General features: G+C 64.6%; 20 protein-coding genes and 1 tRNA gene. 18 read left to right on the top strand and 3 right to left on the bottom strand.

Annotated features, from left to right (window positions below):
• Window positions 1-103: 103 nt before the first annotated feature.
• From ilvN to AC5LXK_RS12155, 5 genes are all read left to right on the top strand, one after another.
• On the top strand, window positions 104-595 hold the full coding sequence (gene ilvN, locus AC5LXK_RS12175; protein ID WP_006398781.1) for an acetolactate synthase small subunit: 492 nt from the start codon (window positions 104-106) through the stop codon (window positions 593-595).
• Between the two features lie 94 nt (window positions 596-689).
• Entirely contained in the window at window positions 690-1,706 is a 1,017-nt protein-coding gene (gene ilvC / locus AC5LXK_RS12170) for a ketol-acid reductoisomerase (RefSeq protein ID WP_493389044.1), read from the top strand.
• 127 nt (window positions 1,707-1,833) lie between these two features.
• Window positions 1,834-2,478 carry a phosphatidylserine decarboxylase gene (locus AC5LXK_RS12165; RefSeq protein WP_027784995.1) on the top strand — a complete coding sequence of 215 codons (645 nt, stop codon included), beginning with the start codon at window positions 1,834-1,836 and terminating at the stop codon, window positions 2,476-2,478.
• A 15-nt stretch (window positions 2,479-2,493) separates the two neighbouring features.
• The gene (gene pssA, locus AC5LXK_RS12160; protein WP_493389043.1) at window positions 2,494-3,366 is read left to right on the top strand and encodes a CDP-diacylglycerol--serine O-phosphatidyltransferase; all 873 of its coding nucleotides are present in this window, start codon (window positions 2,494-2,496) and stop codon (window positions 3,364-3,366) included.
• Window positions 3,367-3,681: 315 nt separating this feature from the next.
• Window positions 3,682-5,226 carry a 2-isopropylmalate synthase gene (locus tag AC5LXK_RS12155; RefSeq protein WP_493389042.1) on the top strand — a complete coding sequence of 515 codons (1,545 nt, stop codon included), beginning with the start codon at window positions 3,682-3,684 and terminating at the stop codon, window positions 5,224-5,226.
• Window positions 5,227-5,301: 75 nt separating this feature from the next.
• Here the strand turns inward: AC5LXK_RS12155 and AC5LXK_RS12150 are convergent, their stop codons facing one another.
• The 3 genes from AC5LXK_RS12150 to AC5LXK_RS12140 form a co-directional block, all read right to left on the bottom strand.
• Complete coding sequence (locus AC5LXK_RS12150; RefSeq protein ID WP_493389041.1) at window positions 5,302-6,852, bottom strand: SulP family inorganic anion transporter; 1,551 nt, start codon at window positions 6,850-6,852, stop codon at window positions 5,302-5,304.
• A 39-nt stretch (window positions 6,853-6,891) separates the two neighbouring features.
• A complete protein-coding gene (locus tag AC5LXK_RS12145) occupies window positions 6,892-7,533 on the bottom strand; it encodes a carbonic anhydrase (protein ID WP_493389040.1) in 642 nt (213 codons plus the stop codon).
• 383 nt (window positions 7,534-7,916) lie between these two features.
• Window positions 7,917-8,429 (bottom strand): hypothetical protein, encoded by a 513-nt coding sequence (locus tag AC5LXK_RS12140; RefSeq protein ID WP_493389039.1) that lies wholly within the window; start codon window positions 8,427-8,429, stop codon window positions 7,917-7,919.
• Window positions 8,430-8,598: 169 nt separating this feature from the next.
• On the opposite strand from AC5LXK_RS12140, the gene AC5LXK_RS12135 reads away from it, so the two are divergent.
• The 13 genes from AC5LXK_RS12135 (at window position 8,599) to nuoF (ending at window position 20,300) form a co-directional block, all read left to right on the top strand.
• Window positions 8,599-9,858: a branched-chain amino acid ABC transporter substrate-binding protein gene (locus tag AC5LXK_RS12135; protein WP_493389038.1), complete on the top strand. Its 1,260-nt coding sequence runs from the start codon at window positions 8,599-8,601 to the stop codon at window positions 9,856-9,858.
• A 107-nt stretch (window positions 9,859-9,965) separates the two neighbouring features.
• The gene (gene rpsO / locus AC5LXK_RS12130) at window positions 9,966-10,235 is read left to right on the top strand and encodes a 30S ribosomal protein S15 (protein WP_043188860.1); all 270 of its coding nucleotides are present in this window, start codon (window positions 9,966-9,968) and stop codon (window positions 10,233-10,235) included.
• Window positions 10,236-10,525: 290 nt separating this feature from the next.
• Window positions 10,526-12,664: a polyribonucleotide nucleotidyltransferase gene (gene pnp, locus AC5LXK_RS12125; protein WP_493389037.1), complete on the top strand. Its 2,139-nt coding sequence runs from the start codon at window positions 10,526-10,528 to the stop codon at window positions 12,662-12,664.
• A 152-nt stretch (window positions 12,665-12,816) separates the two neighbouring features.
• The gene (locus AC5LXK_RS12120) at window positions 12,817-13,836 is read left to right on the top strand and encodes an NAD(P)H-quinone oxidoreductase (protein WP_493389036.1); all 1,020 of its coding nucleotides are present in this window, start codon (window positions 12,817-12,819) and stop codon (window positions 13,834-13,836) included.
• A 152-nt stretch (window positions 13,837-13,988) separates the two neighbouring features.
• Complete coding sequence (tpiA, locus tag AC5LXK_RS12115) at window positions 13,989-14,744, top strand: triose-phosphate isomerase (RefSeq protein ID WP_493389035.1); 756 nt, start codon at window positions 13,989-13,991, stop codon at window positions 14,742-14,744.
• A 72-nt stretch (window positions 14,745-14,816) separates the two neighbouring features.
• A complete protein-coding gene (gene secG, locus AC5LXK_RS12110) occupies window positions 14,817-15,197 on the top strand; it encodes a preprotein translocase subunit SecG (RefSeq protein WP_493389034.1) in 381 nt (126 codons plus the stop codon).
• Window positions 15,198-15,308: 111 nt separating this feature from the next.
• A tRNA-Leu gene (locus tag AC5LXK_RS12105) sits at window positions 15,309-15,393 on the top strand.
• 153 nt (window positions 15,394-15,546) lie between these two features.
• Entirely contained in the window at window positions 15,547-15,906 is a 360-nt protein-coding gene (locus AC5LXK_RS12100; protein WP_006398798.1) for an NADH-quinone oxidoreductase subunit A, read from the top strand.
• A gap of 62 nt (window positions 15,907-15,968) precedes the next feature.
• Entirely contained in the window at window positions 15,969-16,448 is a 480-nt protein-coding gene (locus AC5LXK_RS12095; protein ID WP_006398799.1) for a NuoB/complex I 20 kDa subunit family protein, read from the top strand.
• A 21-nt stretch (window positions 16,449-16,469) separates the two neighbouring features.
• Window positions 16,470-17,072, top strand: coding sequence for an NADH-quinone oxidoreductase subunit C (locus AC5LXK_RS12090; RefSeq protein WP_493389033.1), 603 nt, complete (start codon window positions 16,470-16,472; stop codon window positions 17,070-17,072).
• Between the two features lie 9 nt (window positions 17,073-17,081).
• The gene (locus AC5LXK_RS12085) at window positions 17,082-18,335 is read left to right on the top strand and encodes an NADH-quinone oxidoreductase subunit D (protein ID WP_493389032.1); all 1,254 of its coding nucleotides are present in this window, start codon (window positions 17,082-17,084) and stop codon (window positions 18,333-18,335) included.
• A 172-nt stretch (window positions 18,336-18,507) separates the two neighbouring features.
• Window positions 18,508-18,993: an NADH-quinone oxidoreductase subunit NuoE gene (nuoE, locus tag AC5LXK_RS12080; RefSeq protein ID WP_493389031.1), complete on the top strand. Its 486-nt coding sequence runs from the start codon at window positions 18,508-18,510 to the stop codon at window positions 18,991-18,993.
• The gene (gene nuoF / locus AC5LXK_RS12075) at window positions 18,990-20,300 is read left to right on the top strand and encodes an NADH-quinone oxidoreductase subunit NuoF (RefSeq protein ID WP_493389030.1); all 1,311 of its coding nucleotides are present in this window, start codon (window positions 18,990-18,992) and stop codon (window positions 20,298-20,300) included. Before nuoE ends, nuoF begins: the two co-directional genes overlap by 4 nt.
• The last annotated feature ends 55 nt before the right edge of the window (window positions 20,301-20,355 follow it).

The following is a 20,355-nucleotide window of genomic DNA, read 5'->3' as shown; positions in this document are numbered from 1 at the left end:
CGCGCGTCCGGCCGGATGCGGCCGCCTTCACGAAGGGCGGTGCGGCACGCGGCGGCGCGCGGCGCGAGTGAATCGACACGGACACATTCTGGAAGAAGCGAACATGAGACACATCATTTCCGTCCTGCTGGAGAACGAACCGGGCGCGCTGTCGCGCGTGGTCGGTCTGTTTTCCGCACGCGGCTACAACATCGAAACCTTGACGGTGGCGCCGACCGAAGACCAATCGCTGTCGCGGCTCACCATCGTTTCCATTGGCTCCGACGACGTGATCGAACAGATCACGAAGCATCTGAACCGCCTGATCGAGGTGGTGAAAGTGGTGGACCTGACCGACGGTGCACACATCGAACGCGAGCTGATGCTGATCAAGGTACGTGCAGTGGGCAAGGAGCGCGAAGAAATGAAGCGGATGTCGGACATTTTCCGCGGCCGCATCATCGACGTGACCGAAAAGACCTACACGATCGAATTGACGGGCGCGAGCGACAAGCTCGACGCATTCATCCAGGGGTTGGACGCGGGCGCGATCCTAGAGACCGTGCGCACCGGCAGCTCCGGCATCGGACGCGGCGAGCGCATCCTGAAGGTGTGATGCCCAAAGGCACGCCGGGTGCGCCGTCATGTCCCGGCCCGCAGTACTCCATCCGAACGAATTGTTGAATTTTTGAATTAGCGAAGGAACCATCATGAACGTTTTCTACGACAAAGACGCTGACCTCTCCCTCATCAAGGGCAAGCAAGTCACGATCATCGGCTACGGCTCGCAAGGCCATGCACACGCGCTGAACCTGAAGGAAAGCGGCGTGAACGTGACGGTCGGCCTGCGCAAGGGCGGCGCGTCGTGGAGCAAGGCCGAAAACGCAGGCCTGTCGGTCAAGGAAGTCGCGGAAGCGGTGAAGGGCGCGGACGTCGTCATGATGCTGCTGCCGGACGAGCAGATCGCCGACGTGTACGCGAAGGAAGTCCACGCGAACATCAAGCAGGGCGCAGCGCTGGCGTTCGCGCACGGCTTCAACGTCCACTACGGCGCGGTGATCCCGCGCGCCGACCTCGACGTGATCATGATCGCGCCGAAGGCACCGGGCCACACCGTGCGCGGCACGTACTCGCAAGGTGGCGGCGTGCCGCACCTGATCGCGGTTGCGCAGAACAAGTCGGGCGCGGCACGCGACATCGCGCTGTCGTACGCGGCAGCGAACGGCGGCGGCCGTGCCGGCATCATCGAGACGAACTTCCGTGAAGAGACCGAAACCGACCTGTTCGGCGAGCAGGCCGTGCTGTGCGGCGGTACCGTCGAGCTGATCAAGGCTGGCTTCGAAACGCTGGTCGAAGCAGGCTACGCGCCGGAAATGGCGTACTTCGAGTGCCTGCACGAACTGAAGCTGATCGTCGACCTGATCTACGAAGGCGGCATCGCGAACATGAACTACTCGATCTCGAACAACGCCGAGTACGGCGAGTACGTGACGGGCCCGCGCATCGTCACGGAAGAGACGAAGAAGGCGATGAAGCAGTGCCTGACCGACATCCAGACGGGCGAGTATGCGAAGAGCTTCATTCTCGAGAACAAGGCAGGCGCACCGACGCTGCAGTCGCGCCGTCGTCTGACGGCCGAGCACCAGATCGAACAGGTCGGTGCGAAGCTGCGTGCGATGATGCCGTGGATCGCGAAGAACAAGCTCGTCGACCAGACGAAGAACTAAGCTCCGCGTGCTGTTCCGGCCCTTCGAGTGGAGGGTCGGTATCAAAAAGCCGTCCGAAGGCAGCAGTGCCCCGGGCGGCTTTTGCTATCCTACGGGCTTTGCAATTCACCGAACACAGAACGAATCCATGAACTATCCTCATCCGATCATCGCGCGCGAAGGCTGGCCGTTCATCGCGATTGCTGCCGTCATCGCGCTGTTGATCCACGCCGTCGGGGGCTTCGGCTTCGCGTGGCCGTTCTGGCTGCTGCTCGCCTTCGTCGTCCAGTTCTTCCGCGACCCGCAGCGTCCGATCCCGGCGCAGCCGAACGCGGTGCTGTGCCCGGCCGACGGCCGCATCGTCGCGGTCGAGACCGCACAAGACCCGTACGCGAACCGCGAAGCGCTGAAGATCAGCGTGTTCATGAACGTATTCAACGTCCATTCGCAGCGTTCGCCGGTCGATGGCGCGATCAGCAAGGTCGAGTACTTCCCGGGCGCGTTCCTGAACGCGGCGATCGACAAGGCGTCGACCGAGAACGAGCGCAACGCGGTCGTGATCCAGACGGCGAGCGGCAAGACCGTCACCGCCGTGCAGATCGCGGGCCTCGTCGCCCGCCGGATCCTCTGCTACGTCCGTGCCGGCGAGCCGCTGTCGCGTGGCCAGCGCTACGGTTTCATCCGCTTCGGTTCGCGCGTCGACGTGTACCTGCCGCTCGGCAGCCGCGCGAAGGTGTCGATCGGCGAGAAGGTCTACGCGTCGTCGACGATCCTCGCCGAGCTCGAACAGTAAGCGGCGGGGCGCACGATGGCCGCATTCAAACCACGTCGGCCGCGCAACGGCTCCAACCAGACGCCGCGGCCGTTCCGCCGTAACAAGGTGATGGCGCCCGATCCGGCGCCGCTCGAGAGCCGCCGCGCCGCGCGCCAGCGGTTCCTGAAGACGCGCGGCATTTACCTGCTGCCGAACGCATTCACGACCGCCGCGCTGTTCTGCGGCTTCTTCGCGGTCGTGCAGGCGATGAACGTGCGCTTCGAGATCGCCGCGATCGCGATTTTCGTCGCGATGGTGCTCGACGGGATGGACGGGCGCGTCGCGCGCATGACGCATACGCAGAGCGCGTTCGGCGAGCAGTTCGACAGCCTGTCGGACATGGTGTCGTTCGGCGTTGCGCCCGCGCTCGTGATGTACGAGTGGGTGCTGAAGGATCTCGGCCGCTGGGGCTGGCTCGCCGCGTTCGTCTACTGCTCGGGCGCCGCGCTGCGCCTCGCGCGCTTCAACACGAATATCGGCGTGGTCGACAAGCGCTTCTTCCAGGGGCTGCCGAGCCCGGCCGCCGCGGCGCTGATCGCGGGCTTCGTGTGGCTCGCGACCGACAACCGCGTGCCGATGAAGCTCGGCTGGCTGCCGTGGGTCGCGTTCGTGCTGACGATCTACGCGGGTGTGACGATGGTGTCGAACGCACCGTTCTACAGCGGCAAGGCGCTCGACGTGCGGCACCGGGTGCCGTTCGCGGCGATCCTGCTGGTCGTTGTCGCGTTCGTGCTCGTGTCGTCCGACCCGCCGCTGATGCTGTTCTGCCTGTTCGTGCTGTACGGGCTGTCCGGCTACGTGTTCTGGGCCTACATGGCCATCCGCGGGCGCGCGAATCCGGCGCGCTCGTCGCAGCGCGATCACTGATCGCGCGATGGGTCCGGAAACGGCGGCCTCGGGGCCGCCGTTTTCATTTGTCCCTTTTGAAAGCCGGACGCCGGAATCACCGGGTGCCGTCCGATTGCGCACCCAACGGAATGCCGCTATAGTCTTCGGCATGACTGCATCGTCCCGCCTCTCCCTCCTTCTAGCCGGTGCGCCGCTACGCGCGCTAGCTTTGGCGCGCCTGCCGCGCTGACCGTTCTCGCCCCCCGTCTCAAGCCTCGTCTGTTGTTGAGCGTCGCCAGCGGTGGCGCGATCTCATTACGTTTGACTTCCGTATAAAGAGCCCTGGAGCCCCCCATGACAGACAAGCTGATCATTTTCGACACGACGTTGCGTGACGGCGAGCAATCGCCCGGTGCGTCGATGACGAAGGAAGAGAAAATCCGCATCGCGAAGCACCTCGAGCGGATGAAGGTCGACGTGATCGAGGCGGGCTTCGCGGCCAGCTCGAACGGCGATTTCGACGCGATCCACACGATCGCCGGTCTCGTGAAGGACAGCACGATCTGCTCGCTGGCGCGCGCCAACGACAAGGACATCCAGCGTGCGGCCGACGCGCTGAAGCCGGCCAACAGCTTCCGGATCCACACGTTCATCGCGACGTCGCCGCTGCACATGGAGAAGAAGCTGCGGATGACGCCCGACCAGGTGTTCGAGCAGGCGCGCCTCGCGGTGCGCTTCGCGCGCAAGTTCACCGACAACGTCGAATTCTCGCCGGAAGACGGCAGCCGCTCGGATCTCGACTTCCTGTGCCGCGTGCTGGAAGCCGTGATCGCCGAAGGCGCGACGACGATCAACATCGCCGACACGGTCGGCTACGGCGTGCCGGAACTCTACGGCAACCTCGTGAAGACGCTGCGCGAACGCATTCCGAACTCGGACAAGGCGATCTTCTCGGTGCACTGCCATAACGATCTCGGGATGGCGGTGGCGAACTCGCTCGCCGGCGTGAAGATCGGCGGTGCGCGTCAGATCGAGTGCACGATCAACGGTCTCGGCGAGCGCGCGGGCAACACGTCGCTCGAAGAAATCGTGATGGCCGTGAAGACGCGCAAGGACTACTTCGGTCTCGACGTCGGCATCGATACGTCGCAGATCGTGCCGACGTCGAAGCTCGTGTCGCAGATCACCGGTTTCGTCGTGCAGCCGAACAAGGCGGTGGTCGGCGCGAACGCATTCGCGCACGCATCGGGCATTCACCAGGACGGCGTGCTGAAGGCACGCGACACCTACGAGATCATGCGCGCGGAAGACGTGGGCTGGACCGCGAACAAGATCGTGCTCGGCAAGCTGTCGGGCCGCAACGCGTTCAAGCAGCGCCTGCAGGAGCTCGGCGTGTCGCTCGACAGCGAAGCCGAACTGAACGCCGCGTTCATGCGCTTCAAGGATCTGGCCGACCGCAAGGCCGAGATCTTCGACGAGGACATCATCGCGATCGTGTCCGAGGAATCGGCGCTCGCACACGAGCAGGAGCACTTCAAGTTCGTGTCGCTGTCGCAGCGTTCGGAAACGGGCGAGCAGCCGCAGGCGAAGGTCGTGTTCGCGGTCGAAGGCAAGGAAGTGACCGGCGAGGCGCGCGGCAACGGTCCGGTCGATGCGACGTTCAACGCGATCGAAGGCGAAGTCGGCAGCGGTTCCGAGCTGCTGCTGTACTCGGTGAACGCGATCACGACCGGCACGCAGGCGCAGGGTGAAGTGACCGTCCGGTTGTCGAAGAGCGGGCGGATCGTCAACGGCGTCGGCACCGATCCGGACATCGTCGCCGCTTCCGCGAAAGCGTACATCTCCGCGCTGAACAAGCTGCATTCGAAGGACGACAAGCTCAACCCGCAGCGCTCCTGAGCGCCGCGCGCTGCGCAGCACCACCGAAACGCCCCGTGCGGCCCAGCGCCGCCGGGGCGTTTTTTCATGCGTCGCTCATTCGGCGGCCGGGGCACGGAACAGCCAGCGGCGCGCAGCCGGGCGCGGCGCCGGGCTGCGCCGGCGGAACTCGACCGCGATCCCGCGCCGCGGCGCATCGGCGACGAACGCGTCGAGCAGTTCGAGTACGTCGTGATCGATGTAGTCGGCGCGCGTCGCGTCGATGATCACCGCTGCACGGTCCGGAATGTGTCGCAGGTGGTGCTTGACCTGCACCTTGCCGAGAAACGACACGTCCTTGCGGAACGACAGCAGGAAGTGATCGTCGTGCTGCGCGAGCGTGACGGGGCTCTTCAGGTTCGCGACGGCGACGGCCAGCACGCTGCACGCGAGGCCGAGCGCGATGCCGAACAGCAGGTCGACTGAAAGCACGCCGATGATGGTCGCGGCGAACGGCACGAATGCCGCAGGCCCTTGCTTCATCACCGAACGGAACAGCGCCGGTTTCGCCAGCTTGAAGCCCGTGTGGATCAGGATCGCGGCCAGGCTCGCGAGCGGGATCAGGTTGATCAGCCCGGTGAGCGCGAACACGCTCGCGAGCAGCAGCACCCCGTGCACGATAGCCGACATCCGGCTTTGTGCGCCTGCGTTGACGTTTACCGAGCTGCGCACGATCACCGACGTGATCGGCAGGCCGCCGACCGCACCCGCGACGAGGTTGCCCACGCCCTGGGCCTTCAACTCGCGGTCAGGTTGCACTGGCCGGCGCTTCGGATCGATCTGTTCGACCGCTTCGAGGCTCAGCAGTGTTTCGAGGCTCGCGACGACCGCGAGCGTGATCGCGACGCGCCATACGTCCGGATTGACGAGCTGCGCGAAATTCGGACCGAGCTCGGCATGCTTGAGCGATGCCGCGAGCGCGGCGAACGAGCCGAGTTCGGGCAGCGTGACGCGATGGGCGGCGCCCGGCGCGATTGCGGGCGCGACGAAGCCCAGCACGAGCGTCGCGCCGATGCCCAGCACGACGACCGCGAGCGGCGCGGGTACCGAGCGCACCAGCGCGAAGCGACGCAGCGCGGGCGTGTCCCAAGCGATCAGCAGCGCGAGCGAGGCGAGCGCGATGGCCGTGGCGGCCCATGCGACCGGCAGGCCCGGCCAATTCGCAAACGATTGCGCGGCCGGGCCGCCGATGCCGAATGCGAACGGAATCTGCTTCACGATCAGCAGCAGGCCGATCGCGGCAAGCATGCCCTTGATGACGGGCGACGGCACGTAGGCGGCGAAGCGGCCGGCGCGCAGCATGCCGAACCCGAACTGCAGCACGCCGGACAGCAGCACCGCGAGCAGGAAGGCGGAAAAGCTGCCGAGTTGCGCGATCCCTTCGACGACGATCACGACGAGGCCGGCGGCCGGCCCGCTGACCGACAGCGACGAGCCGCTCAACAGCGCGACGACGATGCCGCCGACGATGCCGGACACGAGCCCCGCGAACGGCTCGACACCGGATGCATTGGCGATGCCGAGACAGAGCGGCAGCGCGACAAGAAAAACGACGATGCCGGCGACGATGTCGCGCGGCAGGGTGGACAGGCGCTCGTTCAGTTTCATGGTTGGGGCGATTTCATTGGCGTTGGGGCGGGGGATGCATCAGCCGAGCGCGGCGGCGGTGGCGGTCAATTCGGGTTCGACGTCGGCGGCCGGTGCCGCATAACCGGAATCGAGTTCCAGCAGGCGGCCGTCGGCGAGCGAAAAGATCCAGCCGTGCACGAGCGGCGGCCGTTCTCGACCACGCACGATCGGCGACGCACGCAGCAGCCGCACCTGTTCGAGCACGTTCAGCTCGGCGAGGCGATCGGCGGCGGCTGTGTCGTCGAGCCCGTCGAGCGTGTCGCGATGTCGCCGCGCGAGCGCGCAGAGCGGTGCGATGCGGCGTGCGACATGCGGCAGGTCGGACGGCGGCGGCAACAGCGACGCGCGCACGCCGCCGCACCCGTAGTGTCCGCACACGATCACGTGATCGACCTTCAGCACCCGCACCGCGTATTCGAGCACGCTGGCGGAATTGTCGTCGTCGGGGTGGAACAGGTTCGCGATGTTGCGATGGACGAACAACTCGCCGGGCGCGCAGTGCGTGATGGTTTCTGCCGGCACGCGGCTGTCGGCGCAGCCGATCCACAGGACGCGCGGGTTCTGGCCGCGCGCGAGCGCGTCGAAGAAACCGGGCGTGTGTTCGCGCGTCTCGCGGGCCCAGGCAATGTTGGCAACCAGCATGCTCTTGGGGCGATTCATGAGGACTCCTTTATGACAAGGGCAAATAAATATCGACTGAAATGGCTCAATTGCATTCTTTCTAAATTGAAAGGTTGGATTTTGGTTGATATTAGGGGTATGCCCTAGCACGCTGGGGCGTTGAAACAAATTGTTTCAAATTGATTTGGCGTAGTGCATTGCGTGCACCAACCCGACGCATGACATGCATTGCGCATGCCTGATTCCGCGTAACGGCCGGCATGACGGGGCGTTCAGCGGGCTGCCATCGGCGTGTCATCAATTCGGAAAAGTTTTCCGGCTTGTTTCACGAGTTGAATAAATAAACGGAAAAAATGAAATGGCCATTCACGCAATGATTCGTGAATGGCCATCGTGAAAATTGCGCGTAAATACGCAATCGGTCAGAACAGGTTGCGGCGATCGGGATCGTGCAGCGGGTCGGGCGTCTTCTGCGTGATGCGCAGGATGCCCTGCGGATCGAAGTAGAAGCTGTACATCATGTACCAGACGTTGTCCTCGAGATACCGGTACGTCCACACCTCGCGCTTCATCAGCGGGAAGTAGGACGTCTCGACGGGGCGTCCGAAATTGACGAGTACGTCGGTCTTCGTCCACTTGCCGATCTCCGCGCGATAGAACTCGCTCGGCTGCAGCACCTGGCGCACGTTGACGATCTTGTGGGCCGCGTCGACGTCGGCTGCGACCGTGACCTCGCCCATCGGCTGGGTCGGCCACATCAGGCGCTTGCCGCCGCCGGGCAGGTCGTAGATCTCGCGCGGCGGGCCCATGCGCGCGACGATCGCCGACTCGTCCTGGCCGGCCTGGAATTGCTGCCACGGTTGCGCGCAACCGGCCAGCAGCGCGGCGGCGCAGGCGACCAGCACCGGCAGGCGCGCGGGAATGCGAATGCGCATGGGGATTCTCCAGAATACGGAAACAAGTCCCGTTTTATCACGGACGGCGCGCGACGGCGCATCGCGCGGAAAAAATCGGTGCGGATCGTCGGCGCGGCCAGGCTTGCGGGCGGTGGGCGCGCCGGCCTATGATCCGCGCTTCTCGGGCAGATTGAAGGGCAGGTGGCCGATGCAGGGGTGGAAGCGGTGCGCGCTCGCGTTGAGCGCTGGATGGATGCTGGTGTCGTCCGCGTTTGCCGGCGGCGAGCCGGTACGGATCGCGCTGATCGAAGGGATGTCGGGCCCGTTCGCGAATGCGGGCGCGGCCGTCGAGCGCAACCTGCGCTTCGGCGTCGAGCAGGTCAACGCGGCGGGCGGCGTGAAGTTGCGCGACGGTGCGCACCCCCTCGAACTCGTCGTGCTCGACAGCAAGGGGAGCCCGGAGGAGGCGCTCGTGCAACTGCGCGCGGCCGCGGACCGGCATATCGGCTTCGTCGCGCAGGGCAACAGCTCGGCCGTCGCGGCCGCGCTCGTCGCGGCGCTCGACAAGCTGAACGCGCGCGATCCCGACCACCGGATGCTGTTCCTGAACTATTCGGCCGACGATCCGGCACTGACCGGCGCACGCTGCAGTTTCTGGCATTTCCGTTTCGATGCGCACGCCGGCATGCGGATGGCCGCGCTCGCGGACGTGATGGCGCGCGACCGCGCGCTGCGCAAGGTCTATCTGCTGAACCAGGACTACAGCTTCGGGCATGACGTCAGCGCGCTCGCGCGTCAGGCGCTGGCCGCGCGGCGCCCGGACGTGACGATCGCCGGCGACGAATTCCACCCGATCGGCCGGATCAAGGATTTCTCGCCGTACATCGCGAAGATCCGCGCGAGCGGCGCGGACGCCGTCGTGACCGGCAACTGGGGCAACGACCTCACGCTGCTCGTGAAGGCGGCGCGCGAGCAGGGTTTGAACGCGAAGTTCTACACGTTCTACGGCAACAGCCTCGGCGCGCCGGCGGCCCTGGGCGATGCCGGTGTCGGGCGTGTCGTGGCCGTGGCCGACTGGCACCCGAACGCGGGCGGTGCAAAATCCGACGCGTTCTACCGCGCGTTCCGGACCCGTTTCCCGGCCGCGCAGGACGACTATCCGGTGCGACGGATGAGCCTGATGGTCGAGATGCTGGCCGCCGCGATGAACCGCGCGGGTTCGGCCGACCCCGTCGCGGTGGCGCGAGCGCTCGAGGGACTGTCGTTCGACGACGGCTTCCATGCATCGCGGATGCGTGCGCAGGATCATCAGTTGATCCAGCCCCTTTACGTGATGGAAATGGACAAGGTCGGCACGCCGGGCGTGCGCTTCGACAACGAAGGGTCGGGCTACGGCTTCCGGACGGTGCTGGCGGTGCCCGCGCAGCGTACGGAGATGCCGTCGACGTGTTCGATGACGCGCCCGTGACAGGGGGCGGTAAGAATGGTGTGGAGTTGTGCTACAATGCCCGCCGGTTGTAAGTCACGGCACGGCCATTCTTCCGTGTCCGCCTGTTCAGTTAGAAAGGAAATCACATGTCTGTTGCAGATATCAAGAAGTCGGAAGTCGTTGCTCAGTTCGCCCGCGCTACCAACGACACGGGGTCGCCCGAAGTCCAGGTCGCACTGCTGACCGCACGTATCGTCGAACTGACGGGTCACTTCAAGACCCACGCGAAGGATCACCACAGCCGCCGCGGCCTGCTGCGCATGGTGAGCCGTCGCCGCAAGCTGCTCGACTACCTCAAGGGCAAGGATGCCGACCGTTACCGCGCGCTGATCGAGAAGCTGGGTCTGCGTAAGTAATCGAGGCGATTGCCGCCAGCAAGATGCCTGTGTCAGTCCGCTGATACAGGCATTTTGTTTTTGCGCGGTGCGTAGCGTCACGCGCACCGCAGGCTGTCCGGCACGTTCGTGCGGGGCCGCCGCAACGACTGATACCGGGGCAGGATTTGTGTCATTCCAGCGCGTCGCTGCATGAGCGCCGCGCTGGAATGGCATAAAAAACACACCTTGCTCCGGGGGATTCGGTCGGGACGCCGCCGCGCGGGATGGCCGGCGCGGCGATTGAAATGCATGAATTCAAAGGAGCAACCATGTCCATGTTCAACAAGGTCGTGAAGGAATTCCAGTGGGGCCAGCACAAGGTGCGCCTCGAAACCGGTGAAGTCGCTCGCCAGGCGAGCGGTGCGGTGATCGTCGACGTCGAAGACACCGTCGTGCTGGCAACCGTCGTCGGTGCGAAGTCGGCGAAGCCGGGTCAGGACTTCTTCCCGCTGACCGTCGACTACCTCGAGAAGACCTACTCGGCCGGCAAGATCCCGGGTGGCTTCTTCCGCCGCGAAGGCCGTCCGTCGGAGCACGAGACGCTGACGTCGCGCCTGATCGACCGTCCGCTGCGCCCGCTGTTCCCGGAAGGTTTCTACAACGAAGTCCAGGTCGTGATTCACGTGCTGTCCGTGAACCCGGAAATCCCGGCGGACATCCCTGCGCTGATCGGCGCATCGGCTGCGCTCGCCGTGTCGGGCCTGCCGTTCAACGGCCCGGTCGGTGCCGCACGCGTGGCGTACATCGACAACGCATACGTGCTGAACCCGACGCGTGACCAGATCAAGGCATCGAGCCTCGACCTCGTCGTCGCGGGTACGGAGCGTGCCGTGCTGATGGTCGAATCGGAAGCGGACCAGCTGTCGGAAGACGTGATGCTGGGTGCCGTGGTGTTCGGTCACGAGCAGATGCAGATCGCGATCGACGCGATCCACGAACTCGTGCGCGAAGGCGGCAAGCCCGAGTGGGACTGGCAGCCGGCGCCGAAGAACGAGCCGCTGATCGCACGCGTGACCGAGCTGGCGCAGAACGACCTGCTCGCCGCTTACCAGCTGCGCGACAAGCAAGCCCGTTCGGCAAAGCTGAAGGAAGTCTATTCGGCAACCTCGGCGAAGCTCGAGGAAGACGCACAGGCGGCCGGTACGGTCGCGGCCGACAAGGCCAGCGTCGGCAACGTGCTGTTCGACATCGAGGCGAAGATCGTCCGTTCGCAGATCCTGAACGGCGAGCCGCGTATCGACGGCCGCGACACGCGCACCGTGCGCCCGATCGAAATCCGCACCGGCGTGCTGCCGCGTACCCACGGCTCGGCGCTGTTCACGCGCGGCGAGACGCAGGCGCTGGTCGTCGCGACGCTCGGTACGAAGGGTGACGAGCAGATCATCGACGCGCTCGAAGGCGAATACCGCGAGCGCTTCATGCTCCACTACAACATGCCCCCGTTCGCGACCGGCGAAACGGGCCGCGTCGGCTCGCCGAAGCGCCGCGAAATCGGCCACGGCCGCCTCGCGAAGCGCGCGCTGGTCAAGTGCCTGCCGAGCGCCGACGAATTCGGCTACTCGATCCGCGTCGTGTCGGAAATCACCGAATCGAACGGTTCGTCGTCGATGGCATCGGTGTGCGGCGGCTGCCTCGCGCTGATGGACGCCGGCGTGCCGATGAAGGCGCACGTCGCGGGTATCGCGATGGGCCTGATCCTCGAAGGCAACAAGTTCGCGGTGCTGACCGACATCCTCGGCGACGAAGATCACCTCGGCGACATGGACTTCAAGGTGGCCGGCACGGAGCAAGGCGTGACGGCGCTGCAGATGGACATCAAGATCCAGGGCATCACGAAGGAAATCATGCAGGTCGCGCTCGCGCAGGCGAAGGAAGGCCGCATGCACATCCTCGGCAAGATGACGTCGGCGGTCTCGGGTGCGAACACGCAGCTGTCGGAGTTCGCGCCGCGCATGATCACGATCAAGATCAACCCGGAAAAGATCCGCGACGTGATCGGCAAGGGCGGTTCGGTGATCCGCGCGCTGACGGAAGAAACGGGCACGACCATCGACATTTCCGATGACGGCGTCGTGACGATCGCCAGCACGAACAGCGACGGCATGGCCGAAGCGAAGAAGCGCATCGAGCAAATCACGGCCGAGATCGAAGTCGGTCAGGTGTATGAAGGCACGGTGCTCAAGCTGCTCGATTTCGGTGCGATCGTGAACCTGCTGCCGGGCAAGGACGGCCTGCTGCACATCTCGGAAATCGTCAACGAACGTGTGAAGGACATCAATGACTACCTGAAGGAAGGTCAGCAGGTTAAGGTCAAGGTCATTCAGACGGACGAGAAGGGCCGTGTGCGCCTGTCGGCCAAGGCGCTGCTGAACGAGGCAGCGCAGTCGGATACGCCGCCGCAGCAGTAAGCGGACAGGCGGATCAACGGCCGGCAGTGCGAAAGCGTGCCGGCCGTTTTTTCTGTAGCATCGTTGTGCGGCGCAGCAGCGCCGGCTACGCGCCTGTGCCGCGTGTACGGGCGTGCCATCCATCCGATTCCGATCCTGGAGCCTCCCTCACCATGAAAGCCATCGAAATCACCGAATTCGGCGCTCCTGACGTGCTGAAGCTTGCGGAGCGTCCGCGCCCCGATCCGAAGCGCGGCGAGGTGTTGATCAAGGTGGCGGCTTCCGGTGTGAACCGGCCCGACGTGTTCCAGCGCAAGGGCGCCTATGCGCCGCCGCCGGGGGCGTCGGATCTGCCGGGCCTCGAGGTGGCGGGCGAGATTGTCGGCGGCGATGTGTCCGATGCCGCGCTGAACCCGTTCGGCCTGAAGCTGGGCGATCGCGTGTGCGCGCTGCTCGCGGGCGGCGGCTACGCTGAATACGCCGTTGCGCCGCTGCTGCAGTGCCTGCCGGTGCCCGACGGACTCACCGATATCGAGGCCGCGTCGCTGCCCGAAACGTTTTTCACCGTGTGGAGCAACGTGTTCGACCGTGCGCAACTCGGCGCGGGCGAGGGTGGCGAGCAGGAGACGCTGCTTGTGCAGGGCGGCTCGAGCGGCATCGGCGTGACGGCGATCCAGATCGCGCATGCGCTCGGTTTCCGCGTGTTCGCGACGGCCGGCAACGCCGACAAGTGCCGTGCGTGCGAAGCGCTCGGCGCCGAGCGTGCGATCAACTACAAGACCGAGGATTTCGTCGAAGTCGTGAAGTCGCTGACGCACGATCGCGGCGTCGACGTGATTCTCGACATGGTGGCGGGCTCGTACGTGCCGCGCGAGTTGTCCGCGCTCGCGGACGGCGGCCGTCTCGTGCTGATCGCGCTGCTCGGCGGCGCGAAGGCCGACGTCAACCTGGGCGAGATCCTGCGCCGCCGGCTGACGATCACGGGCTCGACGCTGCGTCCGCGCCCGGTCGAGTTCAAGGCGCGCATCGCCGCGCAACTGAAGGCGCGTGTGTGGCCGCTGATCGCCGACGGCCGCATCAAGCCGGTGATCTATCGCGTGCTGCCGGCCGCGGACGCCGCACAGGCGCATGCGCTGATGGAAAGCAGCGAGCACACCGGCAAGATCGTCCTCGATTGGGGTACGAACGCCTGACGGCCCGTGGGGCCGGGCTTGACATGCGCGGTTTGACCGGTTCAAGCCGTGCGCAGTAAAATCGCGGGTTTGCTTCGCCAGATCAAACCTGACGGCCGGTTTCCGGCGCGTTATTGACCAAGCAACGACCAAGCGGTGACGAGACAGACACGATGTCGAAACAAAGAACTAAGCGGGTGATCGGCAACTGGAAGATGCACGGCCGGCTGGCCGGCAACCAGGCGTTGCTGAACGAAGTGGTGCAGGGCGCGGGCGCGGTGGCGGCCGAAACGTCGGTCGGCGTGTGCGTGCCGTTCCCGTATCTCGCGCAGGTTCGGGCGCAGCTCGACGGCGGCCGTGTCGCCTGGGGTGCGCAGGACGTATCCGCGCACGAGCAGGGCGCGTTCACCGGCGAAGTGGCGGCTGCGATGGTCGCGGAGTTCGGCGCACGCTATGCGATCGTCGGTCACTCGGAGCGTCGCGCGTATCACGGCGAAAGCAGCGACACGGTCGCGGCGAAGACGCAGCGCGCGCTCGCAGCCGGCCTCACGCCGGTCGTATGCGTCGGCGAAACGCTCGACGAGCGCGAGTCGGGTGCGACCGAGCAGGTCGTCGGTGCGCAGCTCGACACGGTGCTGGCCGTGCTGACGGCTGACGAGGCGGTGCGCATCGTCGTCGCGTACGAGCCGGTCTGGGCGATCGGCACGGGCAAGAGCGCGACGTCGGCGCAGGCACAGGACGTGCACGCGTTCCTGCGCACGCGTCTCGCGGCAAAGGGTGCGGCGGACGTATCCGTGCTGTACGGCGGCAGCGTGAAGCCGGACAACGCGGAAGAGCTGTTTGCGCAGTCGGACATCGATGGCGGCCTGATCGGCGGCGCGTCGCTGAAGGCGGAAGATTTCCTGGCGATCTGCCGGGCCGCGCGTTGAGCGGTCCGAGATCGAATTGAACCATGACGGCGGCCGGACGGTCCGGTCGCCCGATCCAATCGGGTGGGTGTGATGCTGTTATTCAAGACGCTGATTATTGTGGTGCAGGTGCTGTCTGCACTCGGTGTGATTGGTCTCGTGCTGCTGCAGCACGGCAAGGGTGCCGACATGGGCGCTGCGTTCGGCAGCGGCGCGTCGGGCAGCCTGTTCGGTGCGACGGGCTCGGCGAACTTCCTGTCGCGCACGACGGGCGTTCTCGCGACGATCTTCTTCGTCGCGACGCTCGCGCTGACGTACCTCGGTTCGTACAAGTCGGCGCCGTCGGCCGGCCTGCTCGGCGCGGCAGCGACCGCGCCGGCATCGGCGCCTGCAGCATCGGCGCCGGCCGTCGCGGCATCCGCGGCCGTTGCGGGTTCGGCTGCAAGCGCGCCGGGCCAGGACGTCCCGAAATAAAAAGTTAATTTTTTCGCGTTTGTGCGTTGAACAAATCTGGAACCCGGGTTACAATTTAATTCTTGAAGCGATTCGCGGGAAACAAGCAACACGACCCGAGTTGCATGCAGTGCCGACGTGGTGAAATTGGTAGACACGCTATCTTGAGGGGGTAGTGGCGAAAGCTGTGCGAGTTCGAGTCTCGCCGTCGGCACCAAAGTTACTCAATGCCAGCCGCTTCTAGTGGCTGGCATTTTTCATTTCTGGGGTGCGCTTGCGGTTGTCTTGCGATCGCATGCACTCCGAAATGATTCCTTCCGCCGGAAGTGGTATTCTCCGGACGCTCAGAACCAACCGATAGAGGATTGCCTTGAACCTCGCAGCCTATTACCCCGTCTTGTTGTTCCTCCTCGTGGGCACTGGTTTAGGTATAGCGCTGGTCAGCATCGGCAAGCTCCTTGGTCCCAACAAGCCGGACGTCGAGAAGAACGCACCGTACGAGTGCGGCTTCGAAGCCTTTGAAGACGCCCGGATGAAATTCGACGTACGGTATTACCTCGTCGCCATCCTGTTCATCATCTTCGATCTCGAAACCGCATTCCTGTTTCCGTGGGGCGTCGCGCTCCGGGACATCGGCTGGCCGGGTTTCATCGCAATGATGATTTTTCTGCTCGAATTCCTGCTGGGCTTTGCCTATATCTGGAAGAAAGGCGGGTTGGACTGGGAGTGATGGGTTAATCGCCGGTTTGCATGGGCGGCCACGCTCGGTCGCTCGTCTGGAGTGGAAAGCAAATGAGTATCGAAGGGGTCTTGAAGGAAGGGTTTGTCACCACGACGGCTGACAAGCTGATCAACTGGACGCGTACCGGCTCGCTGTGGCCGATGACGTTCGGGCTCGCGTGTTGCGCCGTCGAGATGATGCATGCGGGCGCGGCCCGTTACGATCTGGACCGGTTCGGCGTCGTGTTCCGTCCGAGCCCGCGTCAATCCGACGTGATGATCGTGGCCGGCACGCTGTGCAACAAGATGGCGCCTGCGCTGCGCCGTGTGTACGACCAGATGGCCGAGCCGCGCTGGGTGATCTCGATGGGATCGTGCGCGAACGGCGGTGGTTACTACCACTACTCGTACTCGGTGGTCCGCGGCTGCGACCGGATCGTGCCGGTCGACGTCTATGTGCCGGGCTGTCCGCCCACGGCCGAGGCGCTGGTCTACGGCGTGATCCAGCTTCAGGCGAAGATCCGCCGCACCAATACCATCGCCCGTCAATAAAGCCCCGAGCGTCCCCTCAATATGGCAAGCAAAATCGAGACCCTCAAGGCAAACCTCGAAGCCGCGCTCGGCGCGCGCGTGGTGAGCCTCACCGAAGCAGTCGGTGAACTGACGCTCGTCGTGAAGGCGAGCGATTACCTCGAAGTCGCAAAGACGCTGCGCGACGATCCGAAGCTCCGTTTCGAGCAGCTGCTCGACCTCTGCGGCGTCGACTACCAGACCTTCGGCGACGGCGCCTTCGACGGCCCGCGCTTCGCAGCCGTGTCGCACCTGCTGTCGGTCACGAACAACTGGCGTCTGCGCCTGCGTGCATTCGCGCCGGACGACGACCTGCCGATCGTGGCTTCGCTGGTCGACATCTGGACTTCCGCGAACTGGTACGAGCGCGAAGCGTTCGACCTGTACGGCATCGTGTTCGAAGGCCACCCCGACCTGCGCCGCATCCTCACCGACTACGGCTTCATCGGCCACCCGTTCCGCAAGGACTTCCCGGTGTCGGGCTACGTCGAAATGCGTTACGACCCGGAAGAGAAGCGGGTCGTGTACCAGCCGGTGACGATCGAGCCGCGCGAAATCACGCCGCGCGTGATCCGCGAGGATCGCTATGGCGGTCTGAAACATTAAGGGGGCGTCATGGCAGAAATCAAGAACTACACGCTCAACTTCGGCCCGCAGCACCCGGCAGCGCACGGCGTGCTGCGCCTCGTGCTCGAGCTCGACGGCGAAGTCATCCAGCGTGCCGATCCGCACATCGGCCTGCTGCATCGCGCGACGGAAAAGCTCGCGGAATCCAAGACCTTCATCCAGTCCGTGCCGTACATGGACCGTCTCGACTACGTGTCGATGATGGTCAACGAGCACGGCTACGTGCTCGCGATCGAGAAGCTGCTCGGCATCGAAGTGCCGGAGCGCGCGCAGTACATCCGCGTGCTGTTCGACGAGGTCACGCGCGTGCTGAACCACCTGATGTGGATCGGCGCACACGCACTCGACGTCGGCGCGATGGCGGTGTTCCTGTACGCATTCCGCGAACGCGAAGACCTGATGGACGTGTACGAAGCGGTGTCCGGCGCCCGGATGCACGCGGCGTACTACCGTCCGGGCGGCGTCTATCGCGATCTGCCTGACGCAATGCCGCAATACAAGGCGTCGAAGATTCGCAACGAGAAGGCGCTCGCGAAGATGAACGAAGCGCGCAGCGGCTCGGTGCTCGATTTCATCGACGACTTCTTCACGCGCTTCCCGAAGTGCATCGACGAATACGAAACGCTGCTGACCGACAACCGGATCTGGAAGCAGCGTCTGGTCGGGATCGGCGTGGTCAGCCCGGAACGTGCGCTGCAGATGGGCCTGACGGGCCCGATGCTGCGCGGTTCGGGCATCGCGTGGGATCTGCGCAAGAAGCAGCCGTACGAAGTGTACGATCGCATGGATTTCGACGTGCCGATTGGCGTGAACGGCGATTGCTACGACCGCTATCTGGTGCGCGTCGAAGAAATGCGCCAGTCGGTCCGCATCGCGAAACAGTGTATTGAGTGGCTCCGCAAGAATCAGGGCCCGGTGATGACGGACAATCACAAGGTTGCCCCGCCGTCGCGCGTCGGCATGAAGACCAACATGGAAGACTTGATTCACCATTTCAAGCTCTTCACCGAAGGTTTCCATGTGCCGGAAGGCGAAGCGTACGCGGCGGTCGAGCATCCGAAGGGTGAATTCGGCATCTACCTCGTGTCCGACGGTGCCAACAAGCCGTATCGCCTCAAGATCCGCGCACCGGGTTTCGCGCACCTGGCGTCGCTCGACGAAATGGCGCGCGGTCACATGATCGCCGACGCCGTTACGATCATCGGTACGCAGGACATCGTGTTCGGCGAAATCGACCGCTAATGGTTGCGCCGCCCGCGCGAGCGGACGGCGAGCAGCAAGTCACACGCGATGCGCGCTGAACCGGCGCGGCATCGCAAGCTGTCAACAGAGTGAGCGCCAGGTCTGCCGTCCATGCACCCCAGTGTGCGGCAGGTTGTTCGTTCGGTAGGAATTGAAAGAGTCGTGTCTGAAAATGATCTCAGCTGAAGGCCTGAAGGAAATCAATCGAGCGTTGACGAAGTATCCCGCCGATCAGAAACAGTCCGCCGTGATGTCGGCGTTGGCCGTTGCTCAGGAAGAGCACGGCTGGCTGTCGCCCGAACTGATGCAGTTCGTCGCGGACTATCTCGGCATGCCGGCCGTTGCCGTGCAGGAAGTCGCGACGTTCTACACGATGTACGAGCTCAACCCGGTCGGCAAGCACAAGATCACGCTCTGTACGAACCTGCCGTGCCAGCTCGGCCCGCACGGCGGCGCGGAAGCGACTGCCGACTACCTGAAACAGAAGCTCGGCATCGGCTTCGGCGAGACCACGCCTGACGGCAAGTTCACGCTGAAGGAAGGCGAATGCATGGGCTCGTGCGGCGATGCGCCGGTGCTGCTGGTGAACAATCACAGAATGTGCAGCTTCATGAGCCGCGAGAAGATCGACCAGCTGCTTGAGGAGCTCTCGAAATGACGTCCCTCCACGACCGTCACATCAAACCGCTGATCCTCGCTGGTCTGAACGGCGAGAACTGGCATCTCGAAGATTACGTTGCGCGCGGCGGCTACAAGCAGCTGCGCCGCATTCTCGAAGAAAAGATTCCGCCCGAGCAGGTGATCGCCGACGTGAAGGCGTCGGGCCTGCGTGGCCGTGGCGGTGCGGGCTTCCCGACCGGCCTGAAGTGGAGCTTCATGCCGCGCCAGTTCCCGGGGCAGAAGTACCTCGTCTGCAACTCGGACGAAGGCGAGCCGGGCACGTTCAAGGATCGCGACATCCTGCGCTGGAACCCGCATGCGCTGATCGAAGGCATGGCCATCGGCGCGTACGCGATGGGCATCACCGTCGGCTACAACTACATCCACGGCGAAATCTTCGAAGTGTATCGACGCTTCGAAGCCGCACTCGATGAAGCGCGTGCAGCCGGGTTCCTCGGCAACAACATCATGGGCTCGGAATTCTCGTTCGAGCTGCATGCGCACCACGGTTACGGCGCGTACATCTGCGGCGAGGAAACGGCGCTGCTCGAGTCGCTCGAAGGCAAGAAGGGCCAGCCGCGCTTCAAGCCGCCGTTCCCGGCGAGCTTCGGCGTGTACGGCAAGCCGACCACGATCAACAACACCGAGACGTTCGCCGCGGTGCCGTTCCTGCTGTCCATCGGGCCGCAGAATTACCTCGAGATCGGCAAGCCGAACAACGGCGGCACGAAGATTTTCTCGGTATCGGGCGACGTCGAGCGTCCGGGCAACTACGAAGTGCCGCTCGGCACGCCGTTCGCGACGCTGATGGAGCTCGCCGGCGGGATGCGCGGCGGCAGGAAGATCAAGGCCGTGATTCCGGGCGGTTCGTCGGCGCCGGTGATCCCGGGCGACGTCATGATGCAGACGGATCTCGACTACGATGCGATCGCGAAGGCGGGCTCGATGCTCGGTTCCGGCGCGGTGATCGTGATGGACGAGACGCGCTGCATGGTGCGCTCGCTGCTGCGCCTGTCGTACTTCTACTACGAGGAATCGTGCGGCCAGTGCACGCCGTGCCGTGAAGGCACCGGCTGGCTGTATCGCGTCGTGAATCGTATCGAGCACGGCGAAGGTCGCCAGGAAGATCTGGATCTGCTGAACTCGGTGGCCGAGAACATCATGGGTCGCACGATCTGTGCACTCGGCGATGCGGCGGCGATGCCGGTACGCGGGATGCTCAAGCACTACTGGGACGAATTCGCGTACCACGTCGAGCACAAGCACTGCATGGTCGGCGGCCACGCGCACGCGGCGGCAGCCTGAAGCGAACCCGGTTGCGGAATTTGAGCGCACGGTCGGGCCAAGGCGCGAACGGGCG

Source organism: Burkholderia pulmonis (genome assembly GCF_984667975.1).
This window is presented reverse-complemented; position numbering and strand designations above follow the sequence as displayed.